Consider the following 22,944-nt stretch of genomic DNA (forward strand, 5'->3'; position numbering starts at 1 on the left):
AGTTTAACTAAAGTTAAATGCAATTGTATAAGGCTATGTTGGTAAATATTCTTTTTTAGCTTGATGGGGAGAAACGCCGATTTACCTTTCACCTAAGTAAAAAAGCGCCCTATAAACAGGGCGCTTTGCTCCAACCTAATGACTAATACTAGCCGTTGGGTATAATGTTGTTCCTCCAATTGAAACCTTTATTTCATTTGTTAATGGAACATTTTGTTCATTAATAATTGTTCTCCACCATTCCCATGCAAGACCTGTACATTCTCTTGCTACTATTTTTATATTTTTTGAATTTGGTGGAAGAGGGATTACTGTAGAGTAATGGGCTGTTTTGTCTTTGCCACTACCTTCCCATGTTTTATGTGTTAGTACTTCTTTCCCATTTTGATCAAATGTGAATTCATCCCAAGATACATCAAATTGCGCAACGTAAGCACCGTAATGATCAAGTGTCATTTTTGCACTTGAATATTCTGTAGTTGTCGTCTCGATATAATCTGTATTGTTATGAACAGCAGCAGTTGCATTATCTCTTAAGAACGTGCTTGTATATGAAATTGGGTATGCTGGATTTTTAAAACTTAATTCAGCATTATCTTTAATGATATTTCGGATTTCATTGAAATCTTTTGTAACAACCTTGTTATGCTCTTTCGCATCTCCACCTAATACGACAGCAGTAAAGGTACTTTCTTCAAAAATATCTTTGTACTGTCCACTCGTTTCGACGCTGTTATTCTTCAGTAAAGCTTTAAAAGCAGCTTGTACATCTTTACTCTTAGATGTTGTTTCTAATTTTACATAAACCGTTCTACCATAAGCTACATTTGAAACCATAACAGGTGGAGCCGAATTACTTACTCCTTTACGAGTTAGCTCATCAAAAGTAACACTATTATCAAATAGATCAGATGGATTATTAGGTAGTTCAGCACTTACAGTATAAAATATTTGTTTATATGCCGCCACCATCACTTTCTTTTCTCCATTTGCAACTGCATTAAAGTCAATATTTAGACTGTTATCAAGATATTTAGCATTAACATTAAGAGCACTTGCGATTTGTGATTTACTATAAACCATAGATTCTGTATACTGCATTCTTGCAGGTAACGTATGTGTTGTGGAATACTTTTCATTCCAAGTAGATACTAAATCATCTACTGCTCCAGCCACATTACCATATGTCGGATTTTGGACAGTGATTGTATTTTCTTTTCTCATACCAGGTAAGTCTATACTAATATTCAAAGGCTTTCTCTTAGCCACTAATAAACTCGGTTGATTGTCTGCAAAAGCTTTATTGGCAAGTTGTACAGCTCCTGGATACGTACGATTCGCTACAGAATCAATAATCGAAATATCGACTGGTGATGTTGTAAGTGATTTTTTCTCACGTTCCACTACTACAAATTTACCATTTGAATTGATACTTTCTTTCGGAACAAAACTCTCTACTTTATCACCATTTACAGCTAAAACCTCTTGATTATTATATGTAAGATTCCCTATACCAGTATCAATGCTACTAGCATTTTTATTTATATCATTTGCATGACCGATTTGTGTTTCTGCGAAAGAAATAGATGAATAATTAAGAGTGCATAGACTAACTAATACACATGTAAGGAACTTTCTTTTCTTGTAATTTTTCTTAATGTTCAGAAAAATCACCCCGTTCTTTTTTTAGTAAGATATAATAATGATGGATATATGATAGCTAACGAATAAACTTACATAAACGCTTTTAAAAGTTCTTGAACTAAAGGAATTACTCCACCTAAAAATTTTAAAACTGCCATTGCGATTTCCATATTCCTTCCTCCTCTTTGCTGTATTAAGATGTGTTGTATATTTATGCTTTCATTATAATAAGCTTTTACATTTGCATCAATTCATTTTTATATGCAATATTTCATATTAGGGAAAAAGCAACTTTTTCTGTCAGGGTGATGATGCTACGACTCTTCTTGAACATATTTCAATCCCTCTAAAAATATCAGAATTTTCTATTTTTAAGAGGTTATGAACGAAACAACCTCGAATAATTGTAATAAACATACATAAGGAGGTTGATCTATTTTGTTTCGTTCTTTTACTAATGGTTGCGTCGCCTTAGTGCAACGTTTCTTGCCAGAACCGTTTATTTTATCATGTTTATTAACTGTTTTTGTTATTTTCTTCGGCATGTTTGCAACGCATCAAACACCTGTGGAAATGATTAATCACTGGGGGAATGGCATTTGGGGACTTCTCGCCTTTTCTATGCAAATGGCACTTGTACTCGTGACAGGATCTGCTTTAGCAAACGCTCCTCTTATTAAAAAAGGATTAACGAAAGCGGCAAGACTACCAAAAACAAATGGACAAGGTATTATTGCCATTTCAATCGTAAGTTTACTAGGGGCATACATAAACTGGGGATTTGGTATTGTTGTATCTGTTTTATACGCAAAAGAAGTGGCAAGACAGCTGGAAGGATTAGATTATAGACTGGCAATTGCTTCTTCTTACTCTGGATTTCTCATTTGGCATGCAGGGCTTTCTGCTTCTATCCCTCTTACGTTAGCAACAGGCGGAGAAACGTTAATGAAAACGACAGCTGGAAGTATTAAAGAAGCGATTCCAATCACTGAAACGTTATTCTCCCCATACGCTCTCGTTCCAGTTATTATCTTTTTAGTTACGATGCCTCTCATTAATAAGGCGATGCATCCAGATGCAAAACATACAATAACAGTAGATCCTAGCGTATTCCATGAGGAAGCTGCCGCTCAAGAGATAGGAAAAAATACGTTCGCTGAAAAAATGGAAAATAGTATCATCATTACACTTTGCGTTGGATTATTAGGTCTCATTTATATTTTCAACTACTTTTATACGAAAGGCTTTAACCTTACTCTTGATATCGTTATTTTTATGTTATTAATTGCTGGACTCGTTTTCCACCGTACTCCGATTCAATATATTCGCGCTTTTTCAGACTCTACGAAAAGCGCTTCTGGCATTCTACTTCAATTTCCGTTTTACGCAGGAATTATGGGGATGATGATTGGAGCAAATAGTGAAGGCCTTTCACTTGGAGGAGCTATTTCGAATTTCTTTATTAGCATTTCAAACGAAACAACTTTCCCGCTCTTTACTTTTTTAAGTGCTGGCATCGTTAATATTTTCGTTCCATCTGGTGGCGGTCAATGGGCTGTGCAAGCACCCATTATGATTCCAGCTGGCGCTGAACTTGGTGTACCTGCTGCAAAAACAGCAATGGCCATTGCGTGGGGCGATGCTTGGACAAATTTAATTCAACCTTTCTGGGCATTACCAGCATTAGCGATAGCTGGTTTAGGTGCTCGTGATATTATGGGATTTTGCGTTGTGAACTTACTATATGCAGGATTTATCATAAGCCTATGTTTCTTATTTATTTAAACGAAAAGCTAGTTTTATACTAGCTTTTTTACATAATAAATCATTTATTTCCCACGCAATTTATCACGGTCTTCCACTCTATCTCCGTAAGATATAATGCCTCAAATGCAAAAAAATCTTCACATACTTTTTCAATTAAATGTGGATTGTTCTTAAGGAAATTCCACTGTAATGCTTTAGGAAGAAAATATGTATCATATTCTTTACTTCCCCTTACTACTTCATCAACTTCTCTTTCACAAATTCCTCTTATTAAGTAATCATTTCTTAATTGTATTTGAATTTGCTGAAATGTTTCGCTACATTTCTTCAATTGAATTAAGCAATTAATATATGTACGAAAAAGTTCATTATCATACTGACAACAATTTATAATACGTTCCATTTCATTCATAACGTACGAGCCTTTTCTTCAATTTGTAATAACCACTTTTCCCGCTTCTCTCGTTTACTCGTTTTCACAGATTGAAAAACAGATCGTTTTATATCGCGAATGCCGCAAAAACGTAAAACACCTCTCTTCATTATAATCCAATCGGCTGATCGATATAGTAGTGCGACGTACCATAACGGTGAGTCTAACGTATTAATTACCCATGCCTTCTTACCTTTTAGTAACCCTTTCGGCAGGGCACCTTCATATTTATAAGCAAAACCAGCAACGAAAATGCGATCAATAAATCCTTTTAAAATAGCTGGCATCCCCCACCACCATATTGGATAAATGAAGAGAAGAGTATCCGCTTCTTCTACTAACGCTCTGTACCGAGCTGTTTCTTCTTCATTTACTAAATCACGCCTTTTCTTCTCTTCATTAAATACAAGGACGGGATTAAATTGTTCTTTATATAAATCAAGTACCGTAACCGAATGGTTTGTTTCTTGTAATCCTTTTTGTACATGCTTTAAAATCGCCGCGTTAAAACTGGAAGGACTAGGATGAGCGTATACAATTAGTACATTCAATACATAACAACTCCCTCTATAAGTTAAAGTTTCCCCTTCTTTAACATCTTCTCTACAATTTGTACATTTTTTGAGCTTTGTAATAAACGGTTTAATACGGTAAGCAACTCTTCCTTGTCTAAATCTTTCAGTTTCTCTTTCACCGTACTTTCACCAGCACCTTGAATATCATAAACAACTGCCGCCATATGTTTACAATAGTTTTCATATGGACACTCACAGCTACTTTCTGTAAAATCTTCAAGATCAATAATCACTTCATAGTTTCCTGCATTTCCAGTAACGAAAGCAAATATTTTCTTGTCTTGTATTTCAACATCATCTACATGTCCTTCTTCATAATATTCATACCCTTGATCCATAATGTACTTAGGAATCCATTTCGTTATATCATGTAATAAATAAGCGTACATAACAACACCTCTTCCTTTAATTCCCTTTTGACTTCTAGAGCCACTGCATGTTATTCTAATAACTGTCAAATAGCAAGTCTATATGACAAAACAACTGACACCTATTCGGCGAAGGTGTCTCTTTTCATTTGCAGCCGATATGAAGTGCCTCTTTCAGGCACATTCAATCTTTGACACTACACACTCAACACCATTCCCTGTATCAGGCTGCTTAAGCAGTCTTTTACTCTACATACTTCAAAAAAAGAGAGCTTAGCTCCCTTTTCTCGCCTTATAAAATACCCCTTTTTCCGTATAGAGATATTCATCAGCTAATGTAATTTTCCCATCCAGTTTCAGTTCATCTAATAGTCTTGATAAATAAAATTGATGTAACATCTTTTTCGTGAATTTTCCTTCATGATGCGAAACGATATGTTCTTGAATATCTAACAATGATATTGGCTTATCTTGCTCTATCATATATTCATAAACTGTACTACGCAGTTTTACGTATTTTTCGAGTGTCACAGTAATGCGCAACCCCTTTCTTCTTAATGTAAATTTTCGTAATCGGTTTTTTTGCAATAAAAAAACCTCTCCGATAAGAAGAAGTTACGTATATATCTTCGTCTTATCTCCCAGAACAAATTTGTTCTGCTGGAATTAGCACCTGCATCGCGGTTGCTGGGTTTCATCGGGCCAGTCCCTCCACCTCTCTGGATAAGAAAATATTCACTTAATTCTTACTATACGTAATTTCATTTCAATTGTCAAACAAATATAACAAATTATATTTTCTTCTTTACTGTTCATACTATACATATATGAATATGCAAGGAGGATTATAAAATGCATCAAAATGCCCGCGGATATGTCCAAGACTCTTTTCAATCATTACAAGAAGCAAAACAATGTTTAGAAGCAGCATTACAGACTGTTGAAAAAGATTTTAATCGCGCTCGTATTGAGCAATCTCTTTATGCGATCGAACAAGCTATTCAACGCTGCGATTACACCGTTCATATTTTAGAACAAGATTGAAAAAACTTCCCATCATAAGGTGGGAAGTTTTTTCAAATGGCATACTTCATAATTATTGCCGTTATGATTAAAAAATATACAGAATTCACAATTTCTAAAATCCCTACTTTTATAATAGAAATTTTTTTGCCATACAATATAATGGCTCGAATGACACTTGGTATAAAAATAAGAGAACACAACGGATTAATAGCAAATACAATGATCATTAATAGAATATGATAACCCCAAGATATAAAGCGATACTTCGGATTATTTTTCTCACGTATCATCGTTTTCACATAAAACGTACTTCCTAAAAAATATAAAAATGAAATAAGCGCAATAAATAATGCTGTTTTATCTATAAGTTTCATTGAAAAATAATAACTAACTAAACCACCAATACAGAAAACAACAATCGCACTAATGTCATTTAGTAATGCCCTTTCATTTTTTTGACGAGCATAATGCATATTTACTATAAATAGTGGAATCATGACTATTACGAATAAAAGAATGCGCCATTCATATAATAGAGAAATCATCCCAAATACAAAAGCGATGATAAAATACACAATTGCTGCATGTAAATACTCTTTTTTTCGTTTTTGCTTTATATACATAAGGAATGGATACGTAGCTAAATAGATAAAGAACCAAGCTATAAACAATGGAATATGATATATAGTAGGTTTCCCAAGTATGACACTTAATAGAAATGGTATAACAAGCATCGCCCATGCACCATGTTGCTTCGGAATAACTAACTTCATTAACTATATACCTCCCTTTTGAAAATAATTCTCACCTACTATTATACAAATAATTTTATATAGTAACGGATATATATTGGACTATTTTTTGACAATAAAAAATGCTCCTTACAATATGTAAGAAGCATGAAAGAGGCAAACGAATATGTAAGTCGCGACCCTACCTTATATGAGTATGCTTTTCTATACCATGTTATGCTCATCTAATATGCCATATTTCTTTTTAAATCTTGTAAGAATTGTAATCCAAGAAGTACTAAATAATAGCAAGAACACAACATTTGAAATTGCATGGCTCAAATCGAAATAAAAACTTGCGATATAATACGAAATGACTGTTTCCCACGTTGCCTCTCGTATAAAACCGAGAAGCCCCCAAAAATTCATGATCCAGCCAAATAAAAATCCAACAAACAATCCGTATAGTAGTCTTCCCCATAGCTTTTTCATTAAAAACGTATTACGTAATAATCCAGCTATAAAACCAATCATACCCCATGAAAACATTTGCCACGGCGTCCACGGACCTTGTCCTAAAAAGATGTTAGACACAATCGCTGCTGTTGCCCCAATCATAAATCCCGTCTCGCTTCCAAACACAATTGCTGAAACGATAATAACAAAAGAAGTCGGTTGTACACTTGGTAAAATAGAAAATGGTACGCGGCTCACTGCTGCAATTGCGGCTAACACAGCGACGAGAACAATTTCACGTGAAACAAACGCCTTTCTTTCAAAGCGGATATAGAAAGGTAACATAATAACGACTAATAAAAACAAACTACTTAACATGTAATACCCATCCATGATAAGTGTAGTAAAGAGTAATGTGCCTATTATTACTGCAAAAATACATATTATGAATGCAACATATCGTTTGGACACGCTCCGTACACATCCTCCCACGTTAATGCATATGGCAATTCTTTTCGAATGAATCGGTTAATAGAGGTTGTATAAAAGAAGTTACCACTAAAAAATTCTTTCGGTGCATCATTCATAATGACTGCTCCGTCGAATAACATCATACATTGATCAACGTATTTCGCTGCAAACTCAATATCATGCGTAGCCATTACAATTGTTGTACCTTCTTTTTGCAACTTCCTAAATAGCTCTCCTACTCTTTCTTTCTTCCATGGATCGAGTCCCTTTGTCGGTTCATCCAGTAATAATAAAGTCGGCTTTGATAATAACGTTGTACATAATGCAAGTAGTTGTTGCTCTCCCCCGCTACAATCATGTGGATGGCGTTCTTTAAGCGAGTACAACCAAAACTGTTTTAGCGTATCTTCTGCTCTTTCTTTTCCTTGTTCTCCGTATAATTCACGTGCTCGTTCATACACTTCGTCCCACACTGTATCAAATGTAAAATGATAATACGGATGCTGCGATACATACCCAATACTTTTAAATCGTTCTTTCGAATCAATTTTATGTATCACTTTCCCATTCCACTTTACTTTCCCTCTTCTCGATTTTTGTAACCCTGCTAAAATCGTTAACAGTGTAGACTTCCCTGTACCATTCTTTCCAACGAGAGCTACCCATTTTCCTTTTTCAATCGATACTGTTAAATCTCGTAAAATGAGCGGACTATTCTTTTCATATTGGAACGAAATATGCTCGGCACTTAAAATGACTTCTTGCTTTTCACTTTGTACTATTGGCTCATTTACATATGATATCGCTGAAGAATCATTCATTTTCATTTGTGCTTCTCGCACTGTAAACGGAATATCTTTCGCATTCCACTCTAAAAACAATCTTGGAATTTGCGGAATAAATGGCCGGAACTTTTCTACTTTCCACATATTTGCTACAACCGTTTTCGGACTACCGTCATACACGATTTGGCCGTTACTCATACAAATAACGCGCGTTGCAAGGGGTATTACTTCATCTAAACGATGTTCACTTAAAACGATTGTAATTCCAAGTTCTTCATTAATACGCTTTAACAATCCTAAAAATTCTTTCGCAGCAATTGGATCTAACTGCGCAGTTGGTTCATCTAATAATAATAATTTCGGTTGCATCACTAATACCGCAGCTAAATTGACAAGTTGCTTCTGTCCGCCAGATAACGTATGAACAGATTGATGCAATAAATCTTGAAATCCTAAGAAACTAATAAGCTCGGCTATTCTTTTTTGAATAATATGTGATGGTAATCCGATATTTTCTAAAGAAAACGCTAATTCTTGAATTACTGTATCCATTACGAGTTGATTTTCTGGATTTTGAAATACCATACCAATTTCTTGAGCAGATAACAAATCCGGTACATTTTCTAATAAAGTACCATCATAATATGTATCCCCAGTACGCTTACCGATTGGAAGTAATTCCTTTTTAAAATGTTTTAATAAAGTCGTCTTTCCAGATCCTGATCCTCCAGCAAGTGCAATAAACTCTCCTTTTTGAACAGAAAGAGAAATATGCTGTAACGCTTTTTCGTTTTCATCAGCATATACAAATGATAAATTGTTTATTTCTGCATGCGCCACCATAACCATTCCCTTCCTTCCATTATAATTGGTAAACTAATAAACATCGTAAATACGATAAACATCATCCCATCGTATTGCTGAAATAAAATAGATTCGACTTTCGGATAAATGATTAACTTTCCTCCGCCATACGTACTACATATGATAGTAATTATAAATAGAATACTTAAATAACTGAGCGTATACCAATCTCGTTTTTCCATTCTATAGCGAATATATGTCGTACGTTTCGTTACACCAAATCCACGAGCTTGCATAGAATCTGCCGTTTGCAGTGCATCTTCCAATGAACAAATTAATAATACTTGCAATAGTTGCATACCATTTTTCACACGTTCCACAATGGAACCTGCATCTACCTGTACACCTTTCGTCTTTTGGACGAGTGTTATTTTCTGTAATCTTCTCATAAACAAAGGAACAAATCTCACTGTAATCATCGTTAACAATGCTACTTTCGGTGAAATTCTAGAAAACAAATATAAAAATTTATGACTTGAAATAATATCATTATACGAAGCAAACGTAAACATAATCGCAACTAGTAATAACCCCATTACTACTCCAAACATAATTGCCTCAAGTTTAATACGGCTATCACCTAACCAAAATAACGTAGTTCGGCCTCTATGTGTTAATAGCGAATTAAATAAAATGACCATAACAAAGAAAACGATTGTGCTCGGTAACATCTTTCTTACCTTTTCGCTATTCCCTTGCATCACATTTAAAATAACAATTAATAGTATTGCTCCAATTAAAAAAAGAGGATGAAGACACATCATACATAGTATCATCACCCCGATATAATAGAAAAAATTCACAAAAGGATGTAAAGAAGAAAAACTTATTTTCATAGTCCTTTACCGAATGCCTTTCTTAATTTAGTATACATACACCCATTCGATTGTATCTCCGGGCTTCACTGTAACTACACCCGCACTATAGTTTGGAAACGAACCGTTTACACGATATTTCCATCCGCTATTATCGTTTACATCTTTTTCATATAAATCATTAATACCTTTTACATAAATATCACCTTTAGAACCCATTGCATCCACATCTAAACCTGTACGTTGCAATACTTTATAAACTGTATCGCCTTCTTGTACATCCATTTTTCTCGCACCCAATAAGTAGCCTTTATCACCTTTTACTGAGATCGTGACTTGTTTTGCTTGTGGTTTTGGTGGTGGAACTGGGTTTGGTTTTTGTTTTTGTTGTTCAGAATTTGGAACGGGCGGAGTCGGTATCGTTTTCTCCTCTTTATTCGGATCAACTTTTTGCTCCTGCTTCGGTGTTTCTTTCGGCTGATTCACAACCTTCGCTTCTTCTTTTACTTCTGGTGCTTTCGGTTGTTGCTCTTGTTGTTTCTCTTCTTGTGCTTTTTGTTGTTCTAGTTGCTTATTTACAGCTGGTTGTTCTTTCGGTTGTTCCTGTTGTTTCTCTTCTTTCTTTACTTCTGGCTGTGCCTGCGGCTTTTCTTCTTTCGGCTTCTCTTCTACTTTTTGTTCTTGTTTCTCTTTCTGTTCGTCTTGCTTATTTTGCTCTTGTTCAGCTTGTTTTTCCTCCGGCTTTTCTTCCGGTTTCGCTTCATCTTTTTTCTCTTCTTGTTTCGCTACTTCTTCTTGCTTCGGTTCTACTTTCTTCTCAGGCTTTACCGCTGCCTCTTCACATCCGGCAAGTAGCCCAAGTGAAAGCAGTAAAGAAATAAACCACTTCATCTTACTCATGTTGCCTCTCACCTTTCATATTAAAAATTAGGAGCAAATGATTGCTCCTAATTTTTGTTAAGCTGCTTTACGTCTCCATAATACATATGCAGAAGCAATACATAATACACCCATACCTACTTCTGTCGCTGCACTATGAGAAGATGCTCCTGTTTTCGGTAATGTGCTACCGTTTCCGGATTTTTTATTTTTAACCGGTTCGTTATCCACAACAACTTTTAAAGTGTCATCTTTTGTTTCTTGTTGCACTTGTTTTTGTTCTTCTGGTTGTTCAGTAACTTCTTTTTCTACTACAACATTTTCTGAATCTACATTTGGTTTTGGATTAATTTCAGTAACAGATTCAGTTGACCAGTCATAAATCGATTTTCCAAGATCTTTAAACTGAAGTAAAGCTAATAACGCTTGCTCTGTTGCCATTCCGCTACCGTTTTGATCGCCTGGTAACCATTTAAATTCACCATTTGGAAGTTGATATGACAATAGATTTTGCACTGCCTTATGTAGACGGTTTTGATCTACATCTTTCACAAGTGATAATCCAATAATTGCTTGCGCAACACTATTAGAATTTTCTTGTCCATCAGCAGAGAAACCGCCATTTTCTAGTTGTTCATTATATAAGTATGCGACAGCCTTTTGCACTGCTGGTTTCACATCTGCTCGGTCTTGATAAGGAGCTAATGCTGATAAAACCATACCTGTTACATCAACGCTACTAGCACTATCTTTACTGCTTGCGCTATCGTAAGTCCAACCGCCATCTGTATGTTGCGCGTTTAAAAGTGCATCTACTAAAGCAACTCGATTCCATTTTGAATCTACTGGAATTTCATATTTTTTCGTATCAAATGCAAGTAAAGCAAATGTATAACCTGTAACAGAATTCACTTTATCTGATTCGTACAATTTTTGAACTAAATTATGTTCGCCTACCATTTTTGGGTCTGCATTCATTGCATTCATCATAATAATTGTTCTAGCTAAATCTGTCGCTGAAAAACGATTAACGCGCTTTTCTACCTTTTCAGTTACAGCCTTAACATAATTTAATTTCGCCTCGATTGGTATATCCTTTCCAGAACGAGAAAGACCTAGCGCTACCCAATCACTTTCAATTCCATCTTGTAACATCTTTTCAGATGTTTTAGAGATCGCGTCATTTACTTGTGCTGCTGGAACTTGAATGTTCTCTTGCTTTGGTTGTTCTGGTTTTTCTTGTTTTGGATCATCCGTCTTCGGTTCTTCTGGCTTTTCTTGTTTGGGATCATCCGTTTTTGGTTCTTCTGGCTTTTCTTGTTTTGGATCATCCGTCTTTGGTTCTTCTGGTTTCTCTTGCTTTGGATCATCCGTCTTTGGTTCTTCTGGTTTTTCTTGTTTTGGATCATCTGTTTTTGGTTCTTCTACAGTTTTACAAGTACCAAATTTATCTAATGTTTGTTGTAATGTTTCTTGACTCATATTGTTCCAATCTGAAACAAATCGGAAAACAACAACATCTCCAGATTTTAATTTATAACTATCCGCTCCAACTTCTGCAGATTGATCATTTACATCATATAGCCAGCCGCTTGTAGCCCCGGCCATTAAGCCATCAATGCCTTTTACATACGTTCCAAACGACATCGTTTCAGCTTCTACTTTGTCCCCCATGACTTTTTGTAGCAAGCTTAAAGCTGTTTCCCCATCTTTAATTTGCTCTTCTTTCGGACATAACATAATGCCCTTTTGTGATTCACCAATAATTGCAAGTTTTGCTGTATTTCCTTCAGCAAACGTAATATGTACTGTATTCGCAAAAGAAACAAATACAAGTGTAACTGCCATTAACGACGTAAGCAGCCATTTTTTTAACATTGCCATCCCAAAATTTCCTCCCTTACTACTATTCACACAAAAAAAGGCCCTTCAAGGGCGTGCAATTGACACTCTTTTTTTGTAAGTGTCGAACAAACTGTGCAACACCTCCTACCCGCATCATTCGCGGCTATATTTGTATAGGAAAAATAATTTTGTTCATGAACGTATCATTGTGATAACATTCACTTTTCTAGGCACAACTTACTTCCATTTAAGTTATCGTAAAACGATAAACCTATACATTCTGTTAATTTTAAATTTCTGTATTATTTTACTATTGACAAAGAATTTTGTCCATGCTTTATCGGATTTATTTTCTAAGAATAGTAACTTACTAACCTTTAACGATGCAAACTCTTTTCACTAATAATGACGCCATCTTCATCCACATACACATATTCATCCGGCTTCCATTCTACTCCTCCAAATTGCAATGAAATATTTCGTTCTCCTTTCCCTTCTTTTACACTTCTATTCGGCATTGTCCCTAACGCTAAAATACCTATATTTATATTCTTTAGTTCACTAGAATCACGAACGTATCCATATACAATAATTCCTGCTAGCTTTCTTTCCTCCGCAATAGCTGCCAAATTATCACCGAGTAACGCACAATTCGTAGACGCTCCCCCATCAACAACTAATACCGTTCCTTCTGGTAATGTTTGCAACCCTTCCTTCACTAGTACATTATCATCCTTCACTTTTACCGTTGCAATTTTCCCGTGGAATTGTTCTTTCTTCCCAAAAGATCGAAAAGACTGGCGACATATTTGTAATTCATTTTCAAACTCATCACATAGATCCGTAGTTTTCCACATCTTTTTCCCTCTTTTCTTTTTACTTTCTATTTAACATATTCTTGGATTATTTTCGTTTCCCTGTCTAATGTTGCAAGAATTTGTATGTGCGGGAAAAGGACAGAAAAACTATTGCCTTACGAAGCCACCTTTATTATAATCTATTTCACAGATAAATTTCAGAATATTGAAAATTAACCAAGTGAAAAAAGGAGGGGTTTTATGCAATTACAAACTGAAGTAAAAAAACAGCCTAGTAAACGAAAGTTTAAAATGCCTGACGCGTACGTACTACTATTTTTTATTGCTCTGCTTTGTGCAATAGCTACGTATTTCGTTCCTGCAGGAGAATTTAAAAGAGTTACAAACGGGACTGTTACAACGACAATACCAGGAAGTTACCATTCTGTTCCGCAATCACCGGTAGGGTTTGTTTCTTTTTTTACCGCTATTGAAAAAGGAATGACACTTGCTGCTCCGATCATCTTCTTAATTTTATTTACAGGCGGTGCCATTGCGATTCTTGAAAAAACCGGTGCTCTTGACGGTTTAATCTATCATGTTATTAACAAATTTCGTAATCAGCAATTACTTTTCATATGTATTGTCGCCGCACTCTTTTCCATTCTCGGAACGACTGGCATTATCGTTAACTCAGTTATCGGCTTTATCCCCATCGGCATCATCGTTGCACGCACATTAAAATGGGACGCTATCGTCGGCGTAGCAATTATTTATTTAGGGACTTATGCTGGTTTTAATGCTACTATATTATCTCCTTCACCTTTAGGCATTTCACAAAAGATTGCAGAACTTCCGATGTTTTCGGGAATTGGTTTACGTACAGCAATCTATCTCTCTTTTTTACTTGCTACCATTCTATATATTAATTGGTATATAAAACGCTTAAAGAAATCGAATAAAGGAAGCATTCTCGGCGACAACTGGTTTCCAAGTAATGCTCTTTCAAGCGGAAAAGAGGCGCAAAAAACAGAAGTTCCTTGGACAATACGTCATAAATTAATTTTACTCGTTTCAGCTTTATCATTAATTGCATTTTTAATCGGCGCTTTTCGTCTACATTGGACAGACGCAGAAATGACTGCTACTTTTATTTTCATAGCAATTACAGCCGGAATAATAGGTGGCATGAAAGCAAACGATATCGCTTCTACTTTTCTAACAGGCTGCCAAAATCTCATATACGGTGCTTTGATCGTTGGAATGGCTCGTTGTATTTCAGTCATTTTGGAACAAGGTAAATTACTTGATACAATCGTTAACCAACTCGCACAGTCTCTCGAAGGACAAAGCCCAGTATTTGGCGTAATCGGTATGTATGTAAGTAGTGCCGCATTGCATTTCCTTATTTCATCCGGTACAGGTGAATCTGTTATTTTTATTCCGATATTAGCTCCGTTAGCTGATTTCATGCACATTACACGCCAAGTTACAGTACAAGCTGTTATGCTCGGCGAAGGTGTAGTGAACTGCCTCAATCCAACTTCCGGTGTTTTAATGGGCGTTCTCGCAGCGAGCGGTATTTCTTATGGAAAATGGATTCGATTTATGGCTCCACTTGCATTCATTTGGTTTATTATTGGACTTATTTTTCTTATTGTTGGCGTGAATATTGAGTGGGGACCGTATTAAAACTATGAAACTTTCTCCCTATTATTTCCCCGTTATCTTATAATAATGAAAAAAGGATTGATTATAGTAATCAATCCTTTTCACTTGCATCTCTCAAAGCTAAATCTCTGCAGCTAATAAATTGTACTCATTGTCAAAAGAAGCATGGATTCTATGGCCACCAAATACATCTCCATCATTGAATTCGCAATATATATCATTTTCTCTCATTACAATGTCCATAAGAGTAATAGATTGCTCAAATGTTTCTTTCGTCATATCATATTCTCCTGCATCTACAGCATCCCAATCTAAATGTTCATCATTCTCATCATATTCAGGCCAAAAATCATTTTTATACTCTATTAATTCTTCCGCTATAGCAAGCTTAGCTTTTTTATCAAATTCCTCTAAACATACATAAAGCTTTTCTGCTCTTTTCAGCATTTCATGTACTTGTACATGCTCGTTTCTAACATCCAATTCCCAATGTACTTTTCCTTCGTTTTGTACATATGTATGTAAAGTTTCATTAAAGATAAACATTCCAATTAATTCACTTTTTATTGATTTTTCCATGATTTCATTTCCTTTCTATCTCTGAAAAAGAAACTTTAATTAGTTTGATAGACATGGGACTGAACTCCTAATGCTTTATTTTTATGCTGATTTTTTTCATGAAATAAAACTCAGTTATCAGTCTAAACCATTTTTTAGATTTAACAATAACATGTGTGCATTTGTAAAATTCCAATTAAGTTTGTTAAAAATGAAAAATACTGAAGTTAGTCTTTTATTAAATTTTATTTCAACCCAACAGCATTTTTATCCTTCAAATAGTCTCTTTCATTCTAATTTCTGCATTTCTTTCAGCCGTTCTATATCCTTTTCTGAAGCCTTTTCTATTTTATACAATTCATAGCTACCCTTTATCTCATTTATCACTACAAATTCGATTTCATTCCGAACATAGCTTTTCGTTTTTCCTTTTTTATAACCAATAACATTATCTAATATAGTTTTCCCACTATCTTTTTTATATAAATTATAGCTAACAGGTGGACGACCAATTACATACTTATTATCAGAAAATCCGACTATATCATCCCTTCCTAATCCTGTCGAAGCACTCCAGACAAACATAATCTGAAATATAGAATAAACAACAATACCGCATAAGAAAAAAAATAGGATTGATTTAAAAAATAACTTTACAGGCATGCTTCCCAAAAGACATTCCCTCCCATTTCACCTCAGGATAGCAAGAACAATACGTGAATTTTGTATGCTAAGGCACCAAAGTTTTTATAATGTTCCACAGCTAGTTTAAATAGTGCATCCTTACCTCAAAAACTATCGTAGAGAGTAGCTCGGCTTATGACCTTTCTCCAAAAATAAATACATAGCTTTATTTAAAGCTTGCTCTTTATTAAAACTAATCTTTCTACCCATTAACCACACCCCCGTATTATATATTTTAGTATAAATATTTTGGAACGATAAGCCCGCAAAATATTTTAAAATTAATTCTTCCGTTAGAGGGCGCTTTAAAGGTTTATATAAATGTATTAATAATAATCAAAAACACTTGAAGTTGACGTTAGGTCATTTTATATACTGTTAAGTAGCTACTATTTAGCAATTTCATAAAAGAAATTAGAAAAATAGGAGGTTTCCAGATGAAACAGGGCGATATTATTATTTATGGATGTGTCATTATAGGTGCAGGTATCGGACTGACATTAGATTATGCATTTCCTGGTGTACTAATTGGATTAGGAGCAGGCTACTTACTTAAAAATCTTCTTAGTAAAGAAGGTTAGATGCGAAATAAGAAAATAATCGTTAAAGATAAAATCTTAACGTACAGAAAGGTAGGTTTATCAGTTGATACACATTAATAAAGTTGCAGAACTGACAGGCGTTACAGTAAGAACACTGCGTTATTACGATAAAATCGGATTATTAAAACCAGCATCCAAAACAGAGGGGGGCCATCGTTTATATACAAATGAAGAAATAAAAAAACTTCAGCACGTTCAATTTTTAAAAAAGGTTAGCTTTCCGTTACAAGAGATTAAACATATGCTCGACTTCAATGAGTGGGATTGGTCGGATAGTTTAAAGAGCCAATTATCTTATGTAATAAATGAGCAGAAAAATTTAAAGAAAATAGAATTATCCTTACGAGAAATGATAAATGGAATTGCGTTAGAGGGAGAAGAAAGCTGGATCGCGATTCAAAAAATCATGCAATTATCCAGCAAAGATAAAGAAATACAACAGTATTATCGCGAATCTGTATTTAAAGAAAAAGAAATAAAACTATTGGAAAAGGTTCCTAAAATGGCAAGTGACTGCTCTGATTCACTCGAATGGATTGCTCTCATCGGCCAGTTAAAGCGTTATATGAAGGATGGCCCAAAAGCAACGAAAGTTCAAAATATCATAAGACGAATGGAGGAAAAACGCTTAGAAGAATTTGAAGGTGAGGATGAATTTCTAAATAAGCTTTGGGAGATAAGGATGGCTCCCGAACAATCAGAGAAACTTAGTTTATATCCAATCGATCAAGATGTGCTTCAGTTTATGAACGAGGCATATGCCATTTTTATGACTAAAAAAAATAATCCTGAGCCGGAATAAGGGGGAAAGCACAATGGGTACAGAGCAACTTCTCCTAATAGGCGGATTAGCTATATTAGACACGCTAAGCCCTACTACAATAGGAGTAACAATATATCTACTTTTAACAGATAAAGAGCGTCTCACGAAACATTTATTCGTTTATCTATTGACGATAGCAGGATGTTATTTTGCTGTTGGAGTTTCACTTATGTTAGGATTAGATTTTTTGTTTAAGATTATTTCTGACGTATTTCAAAACCGAATCGTAAGCTGGTCGTTCTTCATTATTGGCGTCATATTATTCATCGCAAGCTTTTATATTCCACCAAAGAAAAATTCAGAGATTCCCTCACCAAAATCAAAAAGCATTTTTTCTATGATTGCGCTAGGATTCACTACTACATTCATTGAAGCGGGTACTGCATTTCCTTATTTTGCAGCAATTGGCATACTTACTACTTCTAATCTATCCTGGATAGAATGGTCTTCTATTTTAGCGGGATACAACTTTATTATGGTATTGCCCTCTCTCGTACTGTTTCTCTTCTATCTCCTATTTGGTCGCTGGATGCAAAAACCTCTCGAGAGGCTTCGAATGAAAATCGCTAATAGTACAGGATCAGCTCTGTCATGGATTATGTGTATAGTTGGCTTCTTCCTAATATTAAATAGCCTGGATTATTTATAGGGTATTTATAGAACCTACACTCAGGGGAATATGTTTGAAACTACAGAAGTACTTACACCTACCATTCCCCCACACCAGTTTGTCTTTTACAGGCAGTTACTCTCCCTTCCATCTTCCTCATATTCACCTAATTTTGATGTAAGAGTCCTACTACCGGGGATAAAATATGATTCCATCCAATTTATAATTATTTCTTCCAGCTCTGGATGAAGTGGCTTTCTTGCCCCTTCTTCATAATTCTTTTTAAACTCTAAAGCCTTGAAATCCCCCTCAAAACTTTTCAAACTATGATCCATATCTTTTATTACATGTACTTCAGAATCCCCCTTCACATAATCACCGATTCGCTTCGCTCTTTCAGGATCAGCCTGAATATCTTTATCACCAGCGATAGCTAGCACTGGACATGTTACTTGTTGTAAATCTTTATAAATATCATGCTGAAAATGCTCTCTAAACCACTTTGCGTTCATCGGTTTAAAACCAACTTTAATCATATCTTTTTCTGTGTTCATCATTTTCTTTTTTATTTTTTCCATCTGCTTCTCTCCACGTTTCTCCACATTGAGAAGACGCATTAGTTTTCCTTTTATTCCTTTCTGTTCTTTTAGTTCTTTATATGCAATTTCTCTTTGTCTTTTCGTAGCCTCTTCTAATGATTCCGCAGCTCCTGTAAGAAGGATAAGCCCATTAACTGGTGTTCTTGCGTTTACTACAGTTGCCAACATACAACCTTCACTATGACCAGCTAAAATGATATTTTCCGGATCAACAAATGGTTGTTCTTTTAAATACGTAATCGTAGACTCTATATCACTAACTAAATCCCACATTCCAGTCTTTAGAAATTCTCCACCACTCTTTCCTACTCCGCGCTTATCAAAGCGGAGCGTCACTACACCCTGTCCCGCTATTACATGCGCTAAATCTTTATATATGTTCGCCTCAAGCTTTAGCGGTACGATCGTTCCATCACGGTCAATTTCTCCAGATCCCACGATAATAACAACAGCCGCATACTTCCCTTCAGCTTTGGGCCTTGTAATCGTACCTTGTAAAGTACACTCACTCTTTATCGCTACTTCATATTCATCAAAAGTCATCATTTTGTCACCCCTATTCTTTTATATCCAATTTAAATTTCAAACTCGTTATTATATTTTTATACTCTCTTACATCTTTCATTGGAGCAAAAACTGGATTCTCTGCAATACTTTGTAGCATGCTTCGCTTTATAATCTCTTCATTTCTAACTGTTTTAGCGCCGAGCGGAAACTCTGCAAACCATCCATCAATCGCATCAAAATATGAATCACCGTGTAAATGCAGACTATTTACTGTGAAGCTTGCCGCACAAACTGCTACATATTTACGTAACATTTCTAATGCTCTTTCAAAATTGCCTTGCATACAATATACTTGCGCAGCAGCATAGTATACTTTTAAAGTCATATTAGGATGTAATGTTTCTATTTCATATATATCTATTAACATGAAAGCTCTATTTAAAATTACCTCTACTTTTTCAACGCTTGAGGCATTTACTACTACATAATTCGGTATTGTCGCAACGAGTTGTATTAAATGTTGATACATACTAATTTGCATTATTTCATTCGCCTTTTCAGTATTTCCAAGCATTTGATACGCCTGTGCGATTAAATCTTCCTCTGGAACGTTAGGACGTATCGTTTCACCAAGCAATTGCAATACTTCATTCGGTTTATTGAGTATAAGATAGCAAGTTGCTTGAAACGATACCGCCTCTTTCACAAGAGAAACATCATCACTTTCTTCCTGAACCCTGCTAAAGAGATGAATTGCTTCTTCTAAAGTTTCAATTCTTTTATCCGTATCCTCTGTTAACATGTGATGATTAATAAAAAGTATTCCTATTTGAATTAATAATGGAAAGCAAGAATAATATTTTTTTATGATTTCCCTACACTCCATCATTACTTCATTAAATGGTTTTTCACTAAAAGCTTCCGCTAGTCTATGATATAAATTTTTAATATCTTCCTGTTCCATTTGCGGTTTATAACTGATTAGTTCATCTATACTTATATTAAAGTACGATGCTAGCAGTGGTAAAAATGTAATATCCGGATAACTCTGCCCCGTCTCCCATTTGGAAACAGACGCCTTCGTAATACCGATATACGCCGCTAACTCTTCCTGCGTAATCCCCTTTTCTTTTCTCTTATCCGCAATTATTTTATAAATGTTTATCTCCTTCACATCATCACCTCATACTTTTATTATATGCTTTTATTTCACACAAAATATGGATTTGAAGTCAACTTTCGTTAACAAAATCAACTGTTAGGAAACATGTCTCTAAAATCAAAGGCAGGGACATATTTGATATGTCCCTGCCTTTTTAATGTGGGTACCGCTACATAGCCATCTAGCTAAGATTTTGAAGTACTTCAAAATCAAACATTTCATCTCACCACAGTTTTCTATGGGAATCCAGTGAACAGCTTATTTATATAGTTTTCGAAAGCGGAAGTTATTTTAAAATTCTATGTTTCGATTTTTTCTTTACCCTTACGGATAAACCACCATATCAAAGCCACAAATAGCACGAAAAACGGTATTATTTGAATAAAGAAAAATCCTTTCCAAAAATAAAGTGGATTATTATATATAAATTCTGTTGACGCCTCATGTTTATAAGAAACAAACGAACCTACCAAACAAGAAATTGGAATTGTAAATACATTTATCGCTAAACAGATTATTATCAATGATAAATTTTTAGCCTTAATTTTTGGTGAAACAGATAAGAAAAATAAAAATATTGAAATACCGGATATAAGAAACAATGGTATTACATAAAAAATCAACATAATATCCCTCCATGATTTTGATTATACCATCAGCAAAAACAATTTTGATAACCTCACATGAATGGAGTATTCATGTGAGGTTATCAAAACGTCTCATTATCGGCATCAATGAAAAGAGGAAAACATATACTCACAAGAGAACCTTCTTTTTTACATGGATCCATGTATTTTTTATACATTCCTATCCTAGCTCAGTTTTAAAATTCTCGTTTGTTACTGAATTAGCTGAAAATCCACATAAAAATTTGCATACTCTTAACCTGGAAATTTTCTAAAAACCTGACGATATCCCTCTCATAAAATCTTCTTTTGTACAGAAATAATAGAGTGCTATAAAAATACCGGTCATATTTTTCAGCAATTGGGCCAGATTATAGAGTGATTTTATTAATTGCGAATCAATCGTTTTGCATTTCATATAATCTTGCCCCTACTGTGCTGTGCGCTCTAATCCAATTTTACTAATATTTGTTTATGACATCTGACATCGTAGATTTCATTGTTCGTAACAGTTCTTCTTTTGTTATCTTTTCTTGCACATTTTTAAAAGGACCACCTAAAGATTTACCATTTTGATCCTTAATCTCTAGTTCTGTTATCTTTTTATTATTCTCCTGAATGAGTTGAAATAGAGCATATAAACGATCTAATTCTACGGAATTCAATTGGCTAAAGTCAATCTCGTTACTCATTTGCAAAGTTAATAATAATTCATTAGTAGGTTTTCCTTCATCTGGATCTTTATTATCTAATATATATTGAAGAGGATTTTCCGTTTCAGATTCCACGTATCCTAATTTTTTTATTTCTTCTAGAGTTGGTTTGAATTTCTTATATTCCTCAAATGTTTTTTTCCCATATTGGTATTCATCACCTACTAGATACGAATAGAGGAGACCTTGTACCTTTACTCGGAATTTTAGATATTTGTTATTTTTTTCTTGTACAGTATGGTAGGTATTACCACCATTATTTTCATTTATCGGGCTCCAATCTGTTACAACAACATCAATACCGTGTTTTTCTTTTATATATTCTTGTACCTCAGCTCCATTTTCTTGATTACAACCATTTAGACATAAGAAACATAATACTACTATTACATGCTTCAAAGTTTTCATATAAGCACTCCTATGTAAGAATTAATTCTTGAATGTGTGGCACACTACAAAACCTTCTTTTCCTTAGTCATATACTTTAACTTTTATATAGTTTGAATCTTAAATCATTTAAGTTACTTAATCCCCTAAATATACCACTTAAAGTATTACCGTCTTAAAATATATAACTTATTTGTTTTTAGGTCTTTCTCAATTCTATAAGCCTATGTTTCATTGGGCTCATATCTAAAACGTACATTTATACCATGATACCTATTTTACTATAAAATCCGGTTACATTGTTAAAATATCCCTTTTTTCATTTCCTAGTATAGGCGTTCCTTCTACTCAATGAGGGAATATTTATGGAAAGACATTATACAATTTCAAGTTATGCACCATCTATAACCAGAGAAAACATAGATATAAACATAACAAAACCAAAGTAATATATACGAATAATCACATTTAGAATCACTAATGATAATGTTATACTACTATCAACCAAGAAGAACCCAATAAACTATGATTAATCACTACATCCTC

At 34.6% G+C, this 22,944-nt stretch carries 24 protein-coding genes, 1 pseudogene and 1 riboswitch; of the genes and pseudogenes, 6 read left to right on the forward strand and 19 right to left on the reverse strand.

Annotated features, from left to right (window positions below; translation table 11 throughout):
• Positions 1-135: 135 nt before the first annotated feature.
• Positions 136-1,674, reverse strand: coding sequence for an anthrolysin O/cereolysin O family cholesterol-dependent cytolysin Alo (alo, locus tag MR147_RS10905; RefSeq protein ID WP_242304159.1), 1,539 nt, complete (start codon positions 1,672-1,674; stop codon positions 136-138).
• Positions 1,675-2,082: 408 nt separating this feature from the next.
• Here alo and MR147_RS10910 point away from each other — a divergent pair, with 408 nt between their 5' ends.
• Positions 2,083-3,429: a short-chain fatty acid transporter gene (locus MR147_RS10910; protein WP_074609253.1), complete on the forward strand. Its 1,347-nt coding sequence runs from the start codon at positions 2,083-2,085 to the stop codon at positions 3,427-3,429.
• A 40-nt stretch (positions 3,430-3,469) separates the two neighbouring features.
• On the opposite strand, the gene MR147_RS10915 is transcribed toward MR147_RS10910, so the two are convergent.
• The 4 genes from MR147_RS10915 to MR147_RS10930 all read right to left on the reverse strand — a co-directional run bounded on the left by MR147_RS10915 (position 3,470) and on the right by MR147_RS10930 (position 5,318).
• Positions 3,470-3,823 carry a group-specific protein gene (locus tag MR147_RS10915; protein ID WP_139302850.1) on the reverse strand — a complete coding sequence of 118 codons (354 nt, stop codon included), beginning with the start codon at positions 3,821-3,823 and terminating at the stop codon, positions 3,470-3,472.
• On the reverse strand, positions 3,820-4,395 hold the full coding sequence (locus tag MR147_RS10920; protein ID WP_001101667.1) for an NAD(P)H-dependent oxidoreductase: 576 nt from the start codon (positions 4,393-4,395) through the stop codon (positions 3,820-3,822). The genes MR147_RS10915 and MR147_RS10920 overlap by 4 nt, the downstream gene beginning before the upstream one ends.
• A gap of 23 nt (positions 4,396-4,418) precedes the next feature.
• Entirely contained in the window at positions 4,419-4,808 is a 390-nt protein-coding gene (locus MR147_RS10925) for an SWIM zinc finger family protein (RefSeq protein WP_074609249.1), read from the reverse strand.
• Positions 4,809-5,060: 252 nt separating this feature from the next.
• Entirely contained in the window at positions 5,061-5,318 is a 258-nt protein-coding gene (locus tag MR147_RS10930) for a hypothetical protein (RefSeq protein WP_000171478.1), read from the reverse strand.
• A gap of 100 nt (positions 5,319-5,418) precedes the next feature.
• Positions 5,419-5,517: riboswitch (SAM riboswitch) on the reverse strand.
• Positions 5,518-5,639: 122 nt separating this feature from the next.
• On the opposite strand from MR147_RS10930, the gene MR147_RS10935 reads away from it, so the two are divergent.
• Positions 5,640-5,831 carry a hypothetical protein gene (locus MR147_RS10935; protein ID WP_000554033.1) on the forward strand — a complete coding sequence of 64 codons (192 nt, stop codon included), beginning with the start codon at positions 5,640-5,642 and terminating at the stop codon, positions 5,829-5,831.
• Between the two features lie 32 nt (positions 5,832-5,863).
• Here the strand turns inward: MR147_RS10935 and MR147_RS10940 are convergent, their stop codons facing one another.
• From MR147_RS10940 to rraA, 7 genes are all read right to left on the reverse strand, one after another.
• Complete coding sequence (locus tag MR147_RS10940) at positions 5,864-6,586, reverse strand: YwiC-like family protein (RefSeq protein WP_074609247.1); 723 nt, start codon at positions 6,584-6,586, stop codon at positions 5,864-5,866.
• 183 nt (positions 6,587-6,769) lie between these two features.
• On the reverse strand, positions 6,770-7,471 hold the full coding sequence (locus MR147_RS10945) for an ECF transporter S component (RefSeq protein ID WP_000044896.1): 702 nt from the start codon (positions 7,469-7,471) through the stop codon (positions 6,770-6,772).
• Positions 7,444-9,105 carry an ABC transporter ATP-binding protein gene (locus tag MR147_RS10950; protein ID WP_242304161.1) on the reverse strand — a complete coding sequence of 554 codons (1,662 nt, stop codon included), beginning with the start codon at positions 9,103-9,105 and terminating at the stop codon, positions 7,444-7,446. Before MR147_RS10950 ends, MR147_RS10945 begins: the two co-directional genes overlap by 28 nt.
• Positions 9,078-9,956, reverse strand: coding sequence for an energy-coupling factor transporter transmembrane component T (locus MR147_RS10955; protein ID WP_242304162.1), 879 nt, complete (start codon positions 9,954-9,956; stop codon positions 9,078-9,080). The genes MR147_RS10950 and MR147_RS10955 overlap by 28 nt, the downstream gene beginning before the upstream one ends.
• A gap of 27 nt (positions 9,957-9,983) precedes the next feature.
• On the reverse strand, positions 9,984-10,835 hold the full coding sequence (locus MR147_RS10960) for a DUF4430 domain-containing protein (protein ID WP_242304163.1): 852 nt from the start codon (positions 10,833-10,835) through the stop codon (positions 9,984-9,986).
• A gap of 57 nt (positions 10,836-10,892) precedes the next feature.
• A complete protein-coding gene (locus tag MR147_RS10965) occupies positions 10,893-12,698 on the reverse strand; it encodes a DUF4430 domain-containing protein (protein WP_242304165.1) in 1,806 nt (601 codons plus the stop codon).
• Positions 12,699-13,036: 338 nt separating this feature from the next.
• Positions 13,037-13,516 (reverse strand): ribonuclease E activity regulator RraA, encoded by a 480-nt coding sequence (gene rraA / locus MR147_RS10970; RefSeq protein ID WP_074609238.1) that lies wholly within the window; start codon positions 13,514-13,516, stop codon positions 13,037-13,039.
• A 201-nt stretch (positions 13,517-13,717) separates the two neighbouring features.
• Between rraA and MR147_RS10975 the strand changes: the two genes are divergently transcribed.
• Complete coding sequence (locus tag MR147_RS10975) at positions 13,718-15,148, forward strand: YfcC family protein (protein WP_074609236.1); 1,431 nt, start codon at positions 13,718-13,720, stop codon at positions 15,146-15,148.
• A gap of 99 nt (positions 15,149-15,247) precedes the next feature.
• Here MR147_RS10975 and MR147_RS10980 read toward each other — a convergent pair whose 3' ends face one another.
• The 3 genes and pseudogenes from MR147_RS10980 to MR147_RS27240 form a co-directional block, all read right to left on the reverse strand.
• A complete protein-coding gene (locus MR147_RS10980; protein WP_074609234.1) occupies positions 15,248-15,706 on the reverse strand; it encodes a DUF2262 domain-containing protein in 459 nt (152 codons plus the stop codon).
• 267 nt (positions 15,707-15,973) lie between these two features.
• Positions 15,974-16,348 (reverse strand): hypothetical protein, encoded by a 375-nt coding sequence (locus MR147_RS10985; RefSeq protein ID WP_396022887.1) that lies wholly within the window; start codon positions 16,346-16,348, stop codon positions 15,974-15,976.
• Between the two features lie 128 nt (positions 16,349-16,476).
• Positions 16,477-16,579 (reverse strand): annotated as a pseudogene (locus MR147_RS27240) (TetR/AcrR family transcriptional regulator); the annotation flags it as partial.
• A gap of 227 nt (positions 16,580-16,806) precedes the next feature.
• Here MR147_RS27240 and MR147_RS10990 point away from each other — a divergent pair.
• The 3 genes from MR147_RS10990 (at position 16,807) to MR147_RS11000 (ending at position 18,443) form a co-directional block, all read left to right on the forward strand.
• Positions 16,807-16,950, forward strand: a complete 144-nt coding sequence (locus tag MR147_RS10990) for a hypothetical protein (RefSeq protein WP_175574539.1) — start codon at positions 16,807-16,809, stop codon at positions 16,948-16,950.
• 64 nt (positions 16,951-17,014) lie between these two features.
• Entirely contained in the window at positions 17,015-17,773 is a 759-nt protein-coding gene (locus MR147_RS10995; RefSeq protein WP_074609232.1) for a MerR family transcriptional regulator, read from the forward strand.
• A gap of 13 nt (positions 17,774-17,786) precedes the next feature.
• A complete protein-coding gene (locus tag MR147_RS11000; RefSeq protein WP_242304168.1) occupies positions 17,787-18,443 on the forward strand; it encodes a GAP family protein in 657 nt (218 codons plus the stop codon).
• An 86-nt stretch (positions 18,444-18,529) separates the two neighbouring features.
• On the opposite strand, the gene MR147_RS11005 is transcribed toward MR147_RS11000, so the two are convergent.
• From MR147_RS11005 to MR147_RS11020, 4 genes are all read right to left on the reverse strand, one after another.
• Complete coding sequence (locus MR147_RS11005; RefSeq protein ID WP_242304362.1) at positions 18,530-19,546, reverse strand: alpha/beta hydrolase family protein; 1,017 nt, start codon at positions 19,544-19,546, stop codon at positions 18,530-18,532.
• Between the two features lie 13 nt (positions 19,547-19,559).
• Positions 19,560-20,684: a helix-turn-helix domain-containing protein gene (locus MR147_RS11010; RefSeq protein WP_242304170.1), complete on the reverse strand. Its 1,125-nt coding sequence runs from the start codon at positions 20,682-20,684 to the stop codon at positions 19,560-19,562.
• A gap of 287 nt (positions 20,685-20,971) precedes the next feature.
• On the reverse strand, positions 20,972-21,298 hold the full coding sequence (locus MR147_RS11015) for a hypothetical protein (protein ID WP_242304172.1): 327 nt from the start codon (positions 21,296-21,298) through the stop codon (positions 20,972-20,974).
• A gap of 461 nt (positions 21,299-21,759) precedes the next feature.
• Positions 21,760-22,419 carry a hypothetical protein gene (locus tag MR147_RS11020; protein WP_242304173.1) on the reverse strand — a complete coding sequence of 220 codons (660 nt, stop codon included), beginning with the start codon at positions 22,417-22,419 and terminating at the stop codon, positions 21,760-21,762.
• Positions 22,420-22,944 lie beyond the last annotated feature (525 nt).

The sequence above is a fragment of the Bacillus cereus group sp. BfR-BA-01350 genome, assembly GCF_022663775.1.
In the GTDB taxonomy this organism is placed as follows: Bacteria; Bacillota; Bacilli; order Bacillales; family Bacillaceae_G; genus Bacillus_A; species Bacillus_A paranthracis.